The following is a 14,162-nucleotide window of genomic DNA, read 5'->3' as shown; positions in this document are numbered from 1 at the left end:
GAACCCTCACGCCAACGACAGGAATAGCTTCTCCAACCGGGCACGCATCGCATCCGCGTCCTCGCCGTTCTTGCGGCCGGATTCGATGTCGGTCATGCACTGCTGCATGCCGGTCGCAATGATCGCGAAACCGGCGCGGTCGAGCGCCCGTGAGGCGGCGGCGAGCTGCGTGACGACGTCCTCGCAGTCACGCCCCTCCTCGATCATCCGGATCACACCGGAGATCTGACCCTGCGCACGGCGCAGTCGGTTCAGCACGGCCTTCAGGTCCGCACCCTCGAGCTCCAGCTCCACGATCACTCCTCAGAAAATACCCCTAGGGGTACTGTACGTCCCGGTTCGGGGCGCCGTCGACCATTAAGGATCACACCTGACATGACCAGCCCCCTCACCCCCGTCGCCCTCCGTACCGACCAGGCCCGCACCCGGCTGCACGAGCTCACCGTCATCGACGTACGCACGCCCGCCGAGTATGCCTCCGGCCATCTGCCCGGCGCTCTGAACATCCCCCTGGACCGGCTCCGGCGGGCGCTGCCGGAGATACGACACGCCGCCGAGCGCGGCGACGTCCTCGTCGTGTGCGCCTCCGGCGCCCGTTCGGAGAGCGCCTGCAGGCAACTGGCCGAGCAGGGCATACAGACCGCCACCCTCGCCGGAGGCACCGGCGCCTGGGCCGCCGACGGTCACGACCTGCACCGTCCCGCCGCCTGCGACACCCGGGCCAACTGGAGCATGGAACGGCAGGTGCGCTTCACCGCCGGGGCGGTGGTGGTTCTGGGGCTCGTCCTCGGTCTGCTCGTGCACCCCGCGTTCCAGTTCCTCGCCGCCGGTATCGCGGGCGGGCTGGTCTTCTCCGCGGTCACCGACACGTGCGGCATGGCGGTCCTCCTCGGCAAGCTGCCCCACAACCGCCCTCGGGCGGCCGACCTCGACGCGGCGCTCGCCGCCCTGCGCAGCCGGTGACCCCCGCGCTCCAGGGCGCTCACGCCGACGCCGTGGCGCCTTGGACGTATGCCGAAGCGTCAGCTTCGCTCCTCTGTGCCCGCTGCGGCCTGCCGGCGTACGTCGTCCATGTCGACGGCCCGGATCTTGCCGATGAGCTCCTCCAGGGCCTGCGGCGGCAGGGCGCCCGGTTGTGAGTACAGGACGGTCCGGTCGCGGACAGCCATCAGGGTGGGGATGGAAGAGATCCGGAAGGCCCCCGCCAGCTCGGGCTGGGCCTCGGTGTCGACCTTGCCGAACACGATGTCCGAGTGGCGCTCGGCCGCCTTCTCATAGACGGGGCCGAACATGCGGCACGGCCCGCACCAGGCGGCCCAGAAGTCGATGAGCACGATGCCGGAGCCGGTCACGGTCTCCTCGAAGTTGTCCTTGGTCAGTTCAATGGTGGGCATGCGGTTCCGCTCTCCTCTCGTATACCCGGTGGGGTATCCGGGTGTACGGTTCAACCGGCGCCGGTCCGGGTTTGTTCCAGGCAGGCGGGCGGCAGCGGGAACCAGCGCATCCGCTCGAATTCGGCCGACAGCCCGGTGGGGCCGTCGTCGAGGAGGTCCGGACGACAGGTGAGCACCTCGCGTCCACGGTCGAGTTGGCCGGACAGCGTCTCCTCGCCCAGCCGGTGATGACGAACCGCCGATGTGGTGCTCTGTCCGTCGGCGGTGAAGCGCACTTCGGCCAGTCGCAGCGGGGGTTCGGCGGGGCCGTCGCGGTGGCGCCACTGTCCGGTGTGCGGGTTGAAACGGTAGTCGGGCAGGAGCCGGTGGCCGTACATGGCGGTTAGGCCGACGGCGTCGATGAGGTAGTCGCGGACGGTGTCACTGATGAAGTAGTTGAAGTTGATGCGAACCCAGCCGGGTTTGATGCCGTCACAGCCGTGGACGACCTCGTCGAGCAGGGCGTGGGAGGTGGCGGGATCGATCGCCAGCAGGCGGTGCCCATAGGGGCCGGCGCAGGAGCAGCCGCCCCGGGCCTGGATGCCGAACAGGTCGTTGAGCAGGGCGACGACGTAGTTGTGATGCAGATAGGAGTGATCGCCGTGACGGACGCGGAAGGAGACGATGGACAGGCGCCGAGCGTCGTGGTTGCCGAGGACCTCGATGCCGGGGACACGGTCCCACCGTGCGAGCGCACGTTTCCAGTGCCGCTCCTCGGCAGCCTGGATGATGTCGGTCCCGACGGCCTGCTTGAGGGCGAAGACCAGCCCGGCGCGGATCGACTCCACGATGGCCGGGGTGCCGCCCTCCTCGCGGGCGACCGGGTCGTCCAGATACCGGTGGCCGATCGGGTCGACGAAGGCGACCGTGCCGCCGCCGGGCGCGGAGGGCACCTGGTTGCGGACCAGTTCGCGGCGGACGACGAGCACGCCCGGTGTCTGCGGACCGCCGACGAACTTGTGCGGGGAGAGGAAGATCGCGTCCTTCTGGTCGCCCGCGCCGGGCGCGCTTTCCGCGACCCGGATCGGAACGTACGGAGCGGCGGCCGCGTAGTCCCAGAACGACAGGGCGCCGTAAGCGTGCAGCAGACGCGCGATGCCGTCGGCGTCGGTCAGGATGCCCGTGACGTTCGAGGCGGCAGAGAAGCTGCCGATGCGCAGCGGCCGGTCGGCGTACCGGACCAGCTGCGCCTCCAGCTCATCGAGATCGATGTGACCGTCCGCGTCCTCATCGATGACCACGACGTCCGCAACTGACTCCCGCCAGGGCAGTTCGTTCGAGTGGTGCTCGTACGGGCCGACGAACACGACTGGACGTACGGCCTGCGGGAGCGGGTCGGGCCGACGCAGCTCCAGGATGCCCACCAGTTTGTTGACCGCCGCGGTGGCTCCCGAGCCGCAGAAGATCACGAGGTTGTCCTCGCTGCCGCCGACCGCATCGCGGATGATGCGCCGGGCGTCCTCGCGCAGCCGGGTCGTCTGCAGCCCGGTGCTCGAGCTCTCCGTGTGCGTGTTGCCGTAGAGGGGCAGCACTTGCTCGCGCACGAAGTCCTCGACAAAGTCCAGGGCGCGGCCGGAGGCGGTGTAGTCGGCGTACACGAGGCGTCGGGGGCCGTAGGGGCCGTCCAGCACCTCGTCGTCGCCGATGAGGCCACGGCGGATGCGGTCCAGGACGGGTGACGTGGGTGGCGCCGAGGGCGGGGTCATGGTGCCAGCTCGATGCCGATCTCGGGTGGCTGGTGCAGTGTGTTGTGGACCGTGCAGCGGGAGGCGACGGCGAGCAGGGCCGCACGGCGCTGCTCGGGCAGTCCGGGCGGCGGGCTGATCGTGACGTGCACGGAGGCCACGCGGGCGGGCCGGTCGGTGGCCATGGTGAATTCCGTACGGACGCGCAGTCCGGCTTGGTCCAGGCCGTGGCGGTGGAGGAAACGGCCCGCGTAGAAGGCGACGCAGGTGGCCACGGAGGCGGCGAACAGCTCGGTGGGGGTGGGTGCGATGTCCGTGCCGCCCGCCTCAATGGGCTGGTCGACCTGGATGTGGTGGCCGCGGATGTCCACGGTGTAGATGTCGCGGTCGACGTGGGCCACCTCGAAGCGGTGCACGTCCGCGTCCTGCGGCTGGTTCGTCCTGAGGGTCTGTGGTGCGGTGCCGGTCATGGCCGGACCCTTTCTCGCTGGCGTCGGCTGCTGCCAGGTTCCAGTCGACCGCGAAAGGCTCGGCTGATCGAGAGGTCGAAGGGGTGCGGCGAGGGCCGTTCGGCCCTCGCGCCGGCAGTCGTGGCGGCATACCCTGGTAGGTATTTTTTCAGGGGTTTCGAGACGGAAATGCAGCGCGTGGGGCCTGCGGGGCAGGCGAAGACATACCCGCGTGGGTACCAGGACGGGGACCAGTGGCCCATGCCCGGGCCTCATCTCCCGAACGACAGTGGGGACATGGGCAAACGCGTCGTGATACTCGGCGGCGCCGTAGGCACGCTGACGGCCGACCGGCTGCGCCGCATATACGGCGAGGGCGAATGCCACATCACGATCGTCGGCCAGGATGACGACCACGTCTACCAGCCCGGTCTGCTGTTCGGCCCCTTCGGCTTGGCTCAGCCGCGCCATCTGGCGCGATCCCGCCCGCGGCAGTTGCACGCCGCTGTCGACTACAGGATCGTGCGGAACGAGCGGGTCGACTGGACCCGCGGACGGTGTACCCAGCATCCGGCTGACCTGCGACGTCCTCGTGGTCGCCACGGTCGCCGTGCCGCCTCCGGAGGAGACCGAGGGGCTGACCGGTCCCGGCCGGCGCGAGCAGGTCTTCACCCGACGACAACGCGCCTGGCCTCGCGGGACGGTGTCATCGCCGTACAGCGCGCACGAGGGCGTCGACAGCCGTACGGCTTCCACCCTCGGAGTCGGTCACCGGCCGGGTGACCGCCTCGGCCCGCAGGATGTCGGCGTACGGTCGCCAAAGATCGGCCACCTGCTCAGCGGTGTACAGTACACGCGGATCCTGCGGGCCGCCGTGGCCGTGTTCGGGATTGGCCGCGTGGTGGCCGACGAGCAGCAGGGTTCCGCCCTTGCGTACTCCGTTCGCCGTCTGCCGCAGCACCTGCGTCATCTGGGCCCAGGGCAGGTGAAGATACGAGATCAGAGACAGGTCGTACGCCCCTTCCGGAGGCGCCCAGACCGTCAGGTCGGCGCGGACGGATCGCAGCCGGACACCCTGCTCGGCGGCCAACCGCTCGGCCTTCTCCAGTGCCACGGCGGAGAAGTCCACGGCGTCCACGTCCCAGCCCTGCTCCGCGAGCCAGATCGCGTTGCGCCCTTCGCCGGCGGCGATGTCCACCGCCCGCCCCGTCGGCTTCAGATCGGCCAACTCCTCCTCGACGAACCGGTTCGGCTCCGCTTTCCACACCAGTTCGCTGCCCCGATACCGCTCGTCCCAGCCCGCTGCGTCCATCTCGCGCACCTCACTTCTCCGTGTGGGTGGAATCCTCGCCCGTACGGTCGCCGTCATCCGGGTCCGCCTCGTCGTCTCCTGCGAGGAGATAGGGGTACGGGCAGCTGCTCGGGTCCGGGGCGATGCACGCGTTGCAGGATCGGGATCGGTCGAGGACGCACTTCGGGGTCGGTCTCACGGCCCACCGCTTGCCGCGCCCCGGGCGCCGAGTCGGTCGGACAACAGCCCCGAGGCGCGCTTGAGGGACAGAACGGGAACGTAGTGCCGAACGCGTGCATCCGCGAAGTACGCGAACGCCTCTGCCACCGCGATGTCCACTACCGCGGGTGGGGCATCCGGAAATCGGAGCAGCAGCCGCGTACGGACATCCTGGCGGGCGTGTTGTTCTGCCGCCGGCGTCGGTGGGCCTACCGGCCGAGTGTCGGCGCAGTGGCTGCCCGGCTCGACGGCCCACTTGACGGTGAATGGGGATGAGATCACCTTGATACCCCCTCAGGTATGAAGTCGGGCCAGGCGAGCGCCGGGAACAGCTTCTCCGGTTCGGCCTCGGTCAGCGGAGGGGTGTGACTCGAGGCACCCGGACACTCCCGGGGCCGGGTTCGTCAGAGGTTCGGGATGCCCGGCTACGTGTCGTGCGGTGATGTCGCAGCGCCACTGGTTGGCACCGCTCCTGTTGGATGCGGGGCCGTCCGTTCGCCTTCCTTGATGGGCGGGGCCGCGTCGTTCGCCCAGCCGGTCGTTCGCTCGGACTTGCGCAGCATGTACCAGCTGAACACAACCCCCGCCGCCGTGGCCACGGAGGCCCAGGACCACGGACTGGTCAGCAGCGTGTGGCGCAGATCGGAGCTGATCTGCTGGCTCAGGACGAAGACGCCCATGACGGCGACGAACCAGCCGAAGGATTTGCGCAGGGCGTCCTGCGGGATGCGTCCGGCGAGACGGCCGCCGATCACGCTGCCGACGACTGCCGTCGCGGTGACGAGGGCCGCGAACCCCCAGTCGATGTGCACGGCGGCGAGATAACCGGCCAGGCCTGCGAAGGACTTCATGGAGATGACCAGCAGCGAGGTACCGACGGCGACGGTCATCGGCAGGCCGCCGAGCAGGGCGAGGGCGGGGACGACCAGGAAGCCGCCGCCCGCGCCGACCAGTCCGGTGACCAGTCCCACCACGATGCCGTCCAGCAGGACGTGGAGGACGGGGAGTTCGTGGTGGACCCGCTTCGGCGCCTCGCGACGGCCGCGGATCATGGCGACGGCGGTGGCGATCATCATGAGGGCGAACGCGAGCAACAGGACGGTGCCGGGGATGAACTCGGCCAGTCGCCCGCCGGCGTAGGCGCCGGTCATGCCGGCCAGGCCGAACAGCAGCCCCGTACGCCACCGGACGCGTCCGGCGCGGGCGTGTGAGACCACCCCGGCGGCACTGGTGACGCCGACGACGAACAGGGAGGTGGCGATGGCTTCCTTGGTCTCCATGCCGGCCAGGTAGACCAGGATGGGCACGGTCAGGATGGATCCGCCGCCGCCCAGGATGCCGAGACTGACGCCGATGAGCAGCGACGCGGCGATGATCAGGGCGATCATGACGGGCCCCGCAGGCTGGCGACGACGGTGTCGAGGTCGGTGCGCGGGCCGCGGTTGTAGGGGAGCTTCGCCAGCAGCATGCCCAGCGCGCAGGTGTTGGTGAGTGCGGCGACGGTCAGTGCGGCGCCGACGGCGGTGCCGATCAGGTGCAGTCCGGGCAGGAACAGGCCCGCGATACCGGTGACCGCCACGATGGATCCGGCGATCAGGCGCACCTGGCGTTCCAGGTCCCAGCGTTCGGGGCCGCGGGTGAGCGGGCCCCCGGCGGTCTCCCACGCGGTGACGCCGCCGTCGAGGACGCGCAGATTGGGCAGTCCGGCCTCGGCGAGGGCCTGTTCGGCCTGGGCGGCGCGGGCGCCGGAGCGGCAGATGAGGATGACGTCCTCGTCGAGGTGGTGCAGCAGTTCGGTGCGGTGTTCGCGCAGGGTGTCGAGGGGGACGTTGTAGGAGCCGGGGATGTGGGCGGTGCGGAACTCGCCGGGCGTACGCACGTCCAGCAGGCGCGGGCCTTCGCCGTCCTGCGTCAGGTTGCGCAGGGCGGCGGGATCGAGCCGGGGTTTGTCGGCATGGGTGGTCATGGGATTCCTTGCTGTCGCTGAAGCGGTTTGCGGGGCTGGCGGCGGCCGACGGTTTCGGCCGCCGCCCGGCGTGCGGTGGATCAGACGTCGACCGATGCGGGCAGGGCGAGCCAGGCGCCGTAGCCGCCGAGCAGGTCGGAGACGTCGGTGCGGCCCTGATGGCGCAGCAGGCTGGCGGCGATGGAAGAGCGGTGGCCGCCCGCGCAGTGGACGATCAGGGGCCGGTCGGCCGGGACCTCGTCGATACGGCGGGTCAGTTCGGCCAGCGGGATGTGCAACGAGCCCTCGATGAAGCCCTCTTCGCGCTCGGCGGTGTTGCGCACGTCCAGGACCAGCGGCGGCTCCTCACCGTCCAGCAGCCGGTGCAGTTCGTCGGCGGTCAGGCGGCTGGCTTGCTCCATCTCGTCGGCCAGGGACGGGAAGGTGCCCTCGGGCTCGCGCAGATATCCGCCGACCCTGTCGAAGCCGATCCGGGCGAGTCGGGTGACGACCTCCTCCTCTCGATCCTGCGGTGCGATGACGACGACGTCCTGCTCGGGGGCGACGACCATGCCGGCCTGCTCGGCGAAGCGGCCGTCCGCGGGCACGTTCACCGACCCGCGCAGATACCCGGGCGCGAAGTCCTGCGGCGAGCGGGCGTCGACCACGACGGCCCCCGCCGCGCGCCGCCGCATGAACTCCTCGACCGACAGCGGCCGGGGCGCGGAAGCTGCGTCGAACAGGCCGTGCTCCTTGCGGTTGAGGATGGCGTCGTAGACGAAGTACGCGGGCGCGGACGGCTGTCCCTCGGTGACCAGCGCGACGAACTTCTCCTCGCTCATGGGCCGGCAGGCGTAGTTGGTCGCGCGCTGTTCGCCGATGGTGGACTGGCGCTGGGTGGAGAGGTTCTTGCCGCAGGCGGAGCCGGCGCCGTGCGCGGGGAAGACCCGGACGGCGTCGGGCAGGGCCATCAGCTTGTGCTGGATGGTGTCGTAGAGCATGCGGCCGAGTTCGTCGGCGGTCACGCCGATGGAGGCGAGCAGGTCGGGCCGGCCCACGTCGCCGATGAACAGCGCGTCGCCTGTCAGGACGCCGTAGGGGATGGCGTCGGAGGTGTGCTCGTACACCAGGACGCTGATCGACTCCGGCGTGTGGCCGGGGGTTTCGAGGATCTGCAGGTGCACGTCGCCGAGGCTGATGCGCTCGCCGTCGGTCAGCTTTCGGATGGGGTACTCGGCCTCGGCGCGCTGCCCGTAGCCGATCCAGGCGCCGGTGCGGTCGGCCAGCTCCAGGTGGCCGGCGAGGAAGTCGGCGTGGAAGTGGGTGTTGACGACGGCCTCGATGGTGAAACCGTGCTCGGCGGCGTCGGTGAGGTATTCGGAGACGTCGCGGCGGGGGTCGACGACGACGGCCCGGCCGGTGGTCTCGTCGGCGATCATGTACGACGCCTGGGAGAGGCAGTCGAGGTAGTACTGGGCGAAGAACATCTTCGGGTGACCTCCGTGTCGGAAGAGCGTGACGGCTTATACCCCTGGGGGTATATAAATGGGTCTGATGCGCCCTTGATTCGAGGGCGGGGTGACCGGCCCGGGTCGGGGGATGTCCCGGGCCGGCCGGTCAGAGGCGGCCGGTGAGCATGCCGTGCCAGTACACGGGCGGCAGGCCGTACCGCTTGAACAACCACATCGTGCGCCGCTCCTTGAAGGGGTCGAGCAGCGGGAAGGTGGGTGTGGGGTTCAGGTCGTAGTCGAACTCGGCGAGCAGCATCCGGTCGCGGGCGGTCACCAGCGGACAGGACGTGTAGCCGTCGTAACGATGCGACGGAGCCCGACCGTGCATCGCGTCGAGCAGATTGGCGGCCACGACTGGTGCCTGCTTGCGCACGGCCGCGCCGGTCTTCGAGGTGGGCAGGTTCGCCACGTCGCCGAGCGCGAAGACGTTGTCGTAGGACGGATGTTGGAGGGTGTGCTTGTCAGCGGCGACGAACCCCTGGGGGCTCGCCGGGTCGGCGAGCGGGCCCGTCTTGATCCAGTCGGGGGCGCTCTGCGGCGGCACGGCGTGCAGGAGGTCGTAGCCGATGGACTCCTTCGTGCCGTTCGCGTGCTCGGTGACGGTGATCTCGCGGGCGGTGCCGTCGACGGCGGTCATCTCGGAGTGCAGCCGCACCTCGATCCCGTACCGGGCGGCCACCTTCTCCAGGACCTGCGACCAGGCGGGCACCTTGAACAGCGCCGGGTCGGGGAGGACGAGGATGATCCGGATGCGGTCAAGCACCTTCTGCTTGCGCCAGTGGTCCGCGGCCAGGTAAGCGATCTTCTGCGGAGCGCCGCCGCACTTCAGCGGCGTGGCCGGGTGCGTGAAGACAGCGGTACCGGAGCGCATGTGCCTGATCAGCTCCCAGGTGCGCGGGGCGTACTCGGGTGCGTAGTTGCTGCTCACCCGGTCGTGGCCGATGGCCTCGGCCAGGCCGGGCACGCCGTTCCAGTCGAGCTGGAGGCCGGGCGCCAGCACCAGGTACTCGTAGGTGAGTTCGCCGCCGCCGGAGAGTGTCACCGTGCGGACGTCGGGGTCAACGGCCAGGGCGCGCCGGCGGATCCAGCGCACGCCGTCGGGTATGACTGACCCCTCGGGGCGGCGGGTGGCGCGCAGGCGTGCCTGGCCGCCGCCGACCAGGGTCCACAGCGGTTGGTACCAGTGGGTGTCGGACGGTTCGATGAGGGTGATGTCCCTGACGCCTGCCCGCCGCAGGCGGGCGGCGACGCTGATGCCGGCGCTGCCGCCGCCGACGACGGCGACGCGGTGGCGGCCGGAGACCGGCTCGCCGGTGGGTGAGGGGGTGGCGGCCAAGACGGAGCTCCTTCACTTCTGGTGCGGGTGCGGGTGCGGGTGCGGGTGCGGGTGCGGTGCGGGTGTCGGTGTGGGGTCAGGCCGCGTGCTCGATGGGTCCTGCCGCGACCGGGCGTCCGGCGCGGGCCCAGGCGGAGGTGCCGCCGGCTACGGAGTAGGCGTCGATGTCACGGGAGTTCATCCAGTCGGCGGCGGTCCTGCTGCGGTTGCCGCTGGCACAGATCACGTACACCGGCTGGTCGGCGGGCAGCTCGCCGCACTGCGCCGGCACGGTGCGCAGAGGCATCAGCCGCGCGCCTGGTACGTGTCCGGCGGCGTACTCGTCCGCCTCCCGTACGTCGACCACGAGCCCACCGTCGGCCCAGGCCGCCGCGAAGGCCTCCTGCGTTGCTTCACGAGCCACTTCGTTGCCTCCTCAAATACCCCCGGGGGTTTCTCACTGGCGAGAGTACGGCGGCCTCGAGGGGAGCGTCAAATACCCCATGGGGTATTTGCCTGTGGGGCAACCTCCGGCGTTGCGCGCGATCCGCGGGCGGCCCCGGAGCGCCGTGCGTCGGCCATGGGCAGGCGGAGGGCCATCAGGGCCCCGCCACCTGGTGCGGAGTCTGCGGTAACCGTGCCGCCGTGGGCGGTGACCAGCTCCTTGACCACGGCCAGGCCGATGCCGCTGCCGCCGGTCGAGCGGGCGCGGGCGCCGCGCCAGAGGCGGTCGAAGACATGGGGGAGCTCGTCGGCGGGGATGCCCGGTCCGGTGTCCGCCACCTCGACGAGTGCTTCGGCGGCGGCGGTGGTGGAGGTGGTGACGGTGACTGTGTCGCCGGGACGGCAGTGGCGGGCGGCGTTGCTCAGAAGGTTGCCGAGAGCCTGATGCAGGCGGTCCGCGTCGGCGCGCACCGGCAGGGGAGCAGGGCCCGTGCGGGTGCGCACGGTCAGCCCGGCGGTGCGCAGGTCGGCCTCGCGGTCGGCCACGGCGGCACGGACCAGGGCCGTCAGATCCACCTCGGCCAGGTGGAGGGAGAGCCGGACCGACTCGGCCTCCGCCAGTTCGCCGAGGTCACCGACGACGCGGCCCAGTCTCAGGGACTGGTCGTGGAGGGCGGCCAGGCGGTTCGGGGCAGGGTCGGCGTAGCCGTCGCGGAGCTCTTCGAGCCCTGCCTGCAACGCCGCGAGCGGGGTGCGCAGTTCGTGGGCGATGTCGGCTGCAAGCCGGTGGCGGGCCTGCTCGGTGCGGGTGACTTCGTCGGCCATGGCGTCGAAGGCGCGGGCGAGATCGCCCAGTTCGCCCGGGCCGTCGATCCGGGCACGGGCGCCACGGTCTCCGGCGGCGAGCGCGCGGGCGGTGGCCGCGACCCGGACGACGGGAGCGGTCAGGCGCCGGGTGACGAACCAGCTGACGGCCAGCGCGAGGGCGAGAGCGCCGAGTGCGGCGGCGGTCACCCAGCCCCAGGCCACGGACAGTCCCGCCGAGCCTGTCCCGGCCGGGAAGCGCAGCTGCACTGCGCCGACCGTGCTGCCGTCCACCACGACGGATGCGCTCGCGCTGGGCCCGGAGGCGTTGCCGGGCCCGTGTGGGCCGTGCTGCCAGCCGGGCACGTCGTGGCCGGTTCCGGAGCCGTCGGCGCCGAGGACGGCACGGCCGTTCGCATCCCGCACGGTCAGTGCCGCCCCGCTGCTGTTGGCCAGCGCCTGGGCGGCGGCGAGGTCCGCGGCCGTCCAGCCGCCCACGGCCCGGTAGGCGTCCGCCGCGGCCGCGGCCACCCGGGAGGCGGTGCGTTGGCGATCGGCCTGGTGGGCACTGCTCAGCCCGCGGTCGGTGCCGACGAGCGCCGCGGCCGTCAGCAGGGCCACGGAGGCCAGCGCGACCACGGCGAACGCGGCGAACAGTCGTCGGCCCAACGGGCCCAGTCCGCCCGTCGGTTGAGCGGGCGGGACCTGTGCACCGGGGCGGAGCGAAGACTCAGGGGTCACGGGACCACCCCAGGCGGTAGCCCACGCCCAACACCGTCTCCACAAGGGCCGAGCCGGCGGACCCGAGCTTGTGGCGCAGGTTCTTCACATGCGAGTCGACGGTCCTCTCGTAGCCGGCGAACTCGTAGCCACGCACCCGGTTGACGAGTTCATAGCGTGAGTACACCCGTCCGGGCACCGATGCCAGCGCGGTCAGCAGACCCCACTCGGTGGGCGTCAGCTGCAGCTCTGCGCCGTCCAGCGCCGCCTCGTGCCGGGCCTCGTCGATGCGCAGCCGTCCTCCGCCGTACGACGAGACCGGCGCCGCATCCGTCGCCGTACCCCGGGCGCGCTGCAGGACCGCGCCCACCCTGAGCACCACCTCGGTGGGGCTGAACGGCTTGGTCACATAGTCGTCGGCGCCCAGTCGCAGTCCGTGGATGCGGTCCTCGATGGTGGTGCGCGCCGTGAGCACCACCACTGGCACCCGGCCCCGCTCACGCGCCTCACGCAGCACCTCGTCCCCGTCCACGTCAGGCAGCCCGAGATCGAGCAGGGTCAGGCCGACCCCTCGCTCAGCCAGCAGCCGTACCGCCTCCGCGCCCGACCCGGTCGTCAGCACGCCGTAGCCGGCGCGCTCCAAGTAGCGCCGCAGCAATTCGCGGATCTCCTTCTCGTCCTCGACGACGAGCACCGTGGTGGCCATGTCCCACACCTACGCGCCCGGGTGGTCCGCCGACGAGGGCCGAACAGCCCAATCCGCCCGCCCGGACGGTCTCCATCCCGTCTCCACATACACGGCATACAGACTGCAGCGCCCGCCACGACGGTGATGATGCGGGAACGGACCAGGTCCCCGCGGACCGAAGGAGGAATCATGAAGCGCAACGTCAAGGTGGCCACGGCCATCACCGCGGGCGCCCTCGCCATCGCCGGCGTCCTGGCGGTGGGCCCGGTGACCGCGGACTCGGGCGGCGGGCGATCGACGCCCGACCGGACCATCGCGCAGAGCCTGACGGCAGACGGCGGGCAGTACGCGCACCGCCATGGCCACGGCATGGGGGACGGCCTAGGAGACGGGACCTGCATCCGGTCCGGCCTCGCCGAGCAAGGCACCCTGACCGCCGCCCAGAAGACCACGCTCGCGAGCATGGCCGAGGAGGAGAAGCTGGCCCACGACCTGTACACGGTATTCGCGGACCGCCACGACGCGCGGATCTTCGAGCGGATCGCGGCAGCCGAGACCCACCACCTGACCGCTGTCCGCACCCTGCTGGACCGTTACGACGTCACCGACCCGACCACTGGCAAGGCGACGGGCGACTTCACCGACCCCACCGTCCAGGCAACCTATGACCGCCTGTTGAAGCAGGGCGAAGTCAGCCTGAACGAGGCCCTGAACGCGGGGCGCACTGTCGAGACCGAAGACATCGCCGCGCTCACCGCGGCGCTGTCCGGACTCACGGCCCCGGACGCGCGTCAGGTGTACACCAACCTGCTCGCCGCATCGGAGCGGCATCATGCGGCCTTCGAGCGCTGGATCGCCACCGAGTAGACGAATGACGAAAGGGAGCGATTGCGGATATCGGCCTGCCCGTCCCGAGAAGTGGTTCAGGCGGAGTCATCCAGGTGACTCCGCCTCGCCGCGCGTCGAAGGGCTGTTGAGCACCTACGACCGGCAGCCCGCGGGCTGCGTCCATGGAGATGGTGTACGGGTTAGACCTGATCCGGGGGTTTGTTCCGGCGTCGGTGTGAGGCCCGCATAGATGAACGGCCACCGGCTGATCTTCGAGGTGTCGAAGCTCGAAGGAGATCAGCACGATGACCGCACCCGACAGTGTGCCCCTGCACGCCCTGGCCGAAGTCACGCTCGTCACTGCGGAATGGTCGCCTGGTTTCAACCAGCAGCGCTTGCCCGCGGCGATCCGTGATATCCGTCCGCCGAACACGCAGCCGTTGACTACGTCCAGCAGCCCCAACTCGGGGCTGGAGTCAACGCGTAGAGCGTCCATCAATTGGGGATCGCTTCACCTCGGAGGGTTGTCGAGGGCACTCGGCGCTGCGGGAGGCCAGGGCGCTCGACGAAGGCGTTCCTTTCAACGATTCGACCGCCAGGTGGGTCTCGATGGCACGTCGGCCAGCGTCACCTCAGAGCGCAAAGACCGTATACACGTTCCGACTTGCTGGCTCTTGGCCGAAGCGCGACGATGGAAAAGCAGAGTTCGTTGCGGTTCCCCTCGACGAGCGGAAGGCGGTGCCTGAGGCGAACGAGGCTGTCCGGCGGAGGCCTGAGAGCGCAGACTCCTTTACTCGGCCGAGTACGCTGGACAGTGACCTCGAAGAACG

At 70.6% G+C, this 14,162-nt stretch carries 15 protein-coding genes; 2 read left to right on the top strand and 13 right to left on the bottom strand.

Annotated elements, in window-relative coordinates; genetic code table 11:
• Positions 1 to 6: 6 nt before the first annotated feature.
• Positions 7 to 294, bottom strand: a complete 288-nt coding sequence (locus tag OG828_RS07035) for a metal-sensitive transcriptional regulator (protein WP_328504817.1) — start codon at positions 292 to 294, stop codon at positions 7 to 9.
• Positions 295 to 375: 81 nt separating this feature from the next.
• Between OG828_RS07035 and OG828_RS07030 the strand changes: the two genes are divergently transcribed.
• Positions 376 to 963, top strand: a complete 588-nt coding sequence (locus tag OG828_RS07030; protein ID WP_328500488.1) for a rhodanese-like domain-containing protein — start codon at positions 376 to 378, stop codon at positions 961 to 963.
• Between the two features lie 59 nt (positions 964 to 1,022).
• Here the strand turns inward: OG828_RS07030 and trxA are convergent, their stop codons facing one another.
• The 12 genes from trxA to OG828_RS06975 all read right to left on the bottom strand — a co-directional run bounded on the left by trxA (position 1,023) and on the right by OG828_RS06975 (position 12,522).
• Complete coding sequence (trxA, locus tag OG828_RS07025; protein ID WP_328500487.1) at positions 1,023 to 1,394, bottom strand: thioredoxin; 372 nt, start codon at positions 1,392 to 1,394, stop codon at positions 1,023 to 1,025.
• 50 nt (positions 1,395 to 1,444) lie between these two features.
• Positions 1,445 to 3,139 (bottom strand): aminotransferase class V-fold PLP-dependent enzyme, encoded by a 1,695-nt coding sequence (locus OG828_RS07020; RefSeq protein WP_328500486.1) that lies wholly within the window; start codon positions 3,137 to 3,139, stop codon positions 1,445 to 1,447.
• Positions 3,136 to 3,588: an OsmC family protein gene (locus OG828_RS07015; protein WP_328500485.1), complete on the bottom strand. Its 453-nt coding sequence runs from the start codon at positions 3,586 to 3,588 to the stop codon at positions 3,136 to 3,138. The genes OG828_RS07020 and OG828_RS07015 overlap by 4 nt, the downstream gene beginning before the upstream one ends.
• A 685-nt stretch (positions 3,589 to 4,273) precedes the next feature.
• Entirely contained in the window at positions 4,274 to 4,879 is a 606-nt protein-coding gene (locus tag OG828_RS07010) for a class I SAM-dependent methyltransferase (RefSeq protein ID WP_328504816.1), read from the bottom strand.
• A 174-nt stretch (positions 4,880 to 5,053) separates the two neighbouring features.
• On the bottom strand, positions 5,054 to 5,359 hold the full coding sequence (locus OG828_RS49480; protein ID WP_443062377.1) for a three-helix bundle dimerization domain-containing protein: 306 nt from the start codon (positions 5,357 to 5,359) through the stop codon (positions 5,054 to 5,056).
• 143 nt (positions 5,360 to 5,502) lie between these two features.
• A complete protein-coding gene (locus OG828_RS07005) occupies positions 5,503 to 6,465 on the bottom strand; it encodes a sulfite exporter TauE/SafE family protein (RefSeq protein ID WP_328500484.1) in 963 nt (320 codons plus the stop codon).
• Positions 6,462 to 7,043 carry a rhodanese-like domain-containing protein gene (locus tag OG828_RS07000; RefSeq protein ID WP_328500483.1) on the bottom strand — a complete coding sequence of 194 codons (582 nt, stop codon included), beginning with the start codon at positions 7,041 to 7,043 and terminating at the stop codon, positions 6,462 to 6,464. Before OG828_RS07000 ends, OG828_RS07005 begins: the two co-directional genes overlap by 4 nt.
• Positions 7,044 to 7,123: 80 nt before the next feature.
• On the bottom strand, positions 7,124 to 8,509 hold the full coding sequence (locus OG828_RS06995; RefSeq protein WP_328500482.1) for a rhodanese-like domain-containing protein: 1,386 nt from the start codon (positions 8,507 to 8,509) through the stop codon (positions 7,124 to 7,126).
• A 130-nt stretch (positions 8,510 to 8,639) separates the two neighbouring features.
• Positions 8,640 to 9,869 carry an NAD(P)/FAD-dependent oxidoreductase gene (locus tag OG828_RS06990; protein WP_328500481.1) on the bottom strand — a complete coding sequence of 410 codons (1,230 nt, stop codon included), beginning with the start codon at positions 9,867 to 9,869 and terminating at the stop codon, positions 8,640 to 8,642.
• A 76-nt stretch (positions 9,870 to 9,945) separates the two neighbouring features.
• Complete coding sequence (locus tag OG828_RS06985; protein WP_328500480.1) at positions 9,946 to 10,272, bottom strand: rhodanese-like domain-containing protein; 327 nt, start codon at positions 10,270 to 10,272, stop codon at positions 9,946 to 9,948.
• A 68-nt stretch (positions 10,273 to 10,340) separates the two neighbouring features.
• Positions 10,341 to 11,837, bottom strand: a complete 1,497-nt coding sequence (locus OG828_RS06980; protein WP_328500479.1) for a sensor histidine kinase — start codon at positions 11,835 to 11,837, stop codon at positions 10,341 to 10,343.
• Complete coding sequence (locus OG828_RS06975) at positions 11,827 to 12,522, bottom strand: response regulator transcription factor (protein WP_328500478.1); 696 nt, start codon at positions 12,520 to 12,522, stop codon at positions 11,827 to 11,829. The genes OG828_RS06980 and OG828_RS06975 overlap by 11 nt, the downstream gene beginning before the upstream one ends.
• A gap of 171 nt (positions 12,523 to 12,693) precedes the next feature.
• Between OG828_RS06975 and OG828_RS06970 the strand changes: the two genes are divergently transcribed.
• The gene (locus tag OG828_RS06970; RefSeq protein ID WP_328500477.1) at positions 12,694 to 13,371 is read left to right on the top strand and encodes a DUF2202 domain-containing protein; all 678 of its coding nucleotides are present in this window, start codon (positions 12,694 to 12,696) and stop codon (positions 13,369 to 13,371) included.
• The last annotated feature ends 791 nt before the right edge of the window (positions 13,372 to 14,162 follow it).

It is taken from the genome of Streptomyces sp. NBC_00457, from assembly GCF_036014015.1.
GTDB lineage: Bacteria > Actinomycetota > Actinomycetes > Streptomycetales > Streptomycetaceae > Streptomyces.
Note: the sequence above shows the minus strand (reverse complement) of the source record. Positions and strands in the feature narration are given on the sequence as shown.

Bases quoted from the DNA above. Each gene is read 5' to 3' on its own strand.
- OG828_RS07030 (WP_328500488.1), top strand. From the start codon at position 376: ATGACCAGCCCCCTCACCCCCGTCGCCCTCCGTACCGACCAGGCCCGC.
- trxA (WP_328500487.1), bottom strand. From the start codon at position 1,394: ATGCCCACCATTGAACTGACCAAGGACAACTTCGAGGAGACCGTGACC.
- OG828_RS07020 (WP_328500486.1), bottom strand. From the start codon at position 3,139: ATGACCCCGCCCTCGGCGCCACCCACGTCACCCGTCCTGGACCGCATC.
- OG828_RS07015 (WP_328500485.1), bottom strand. From the start codon at position 3,588: ATGACCGGCACCGCACCACAGACCCTCAGGACGAACCAGCCGCAGGAC.
- OG828_RS07010 (WP_328504816.1), bottom strand. From the start codon at position 4,879: ATGGACGCAGCGGGCTGGGACGAGCGGTATCGGGGCAGCGAACTGGTG.
- OG828_RS07005 (WP_328500484.1), bottom strand. From the start codon at position 6,465: ATGATCGCCCTGATCATCGCCGCGTCGCTGCTCATCGGCGTCAGTCTC.
- OG828_RS07000 (WP_328500483.1), bottom strand. From the start codon at position 7,043: ATGACCACCCATGCCGACAAACCCCGGCTCGATCCCGCCGCCCTGCGC.
- OG828_RS06995 (WP_328500482.1), bottom strand. From the start codon at position 8,509: ATGTTCTTCGCCCAGTACTACCTCGACTGCCTCTCCCAGGCGTCGTAC.
- OG828_RS06975 (WP_328500478.1), bottom strand. From the start codon at position 12,522: ATGGCCACCACGGTGCTCGTCGTCGAGGACGAGAAGGAGATCCGCGAA.
- OG828_RS06970 (WP_328500477.1), top strand. From the start codon at position 12,694: ATGAAGCGCAACGTCAAGGTGGCCACGGCCATCACCGCGGGCGCCCTC.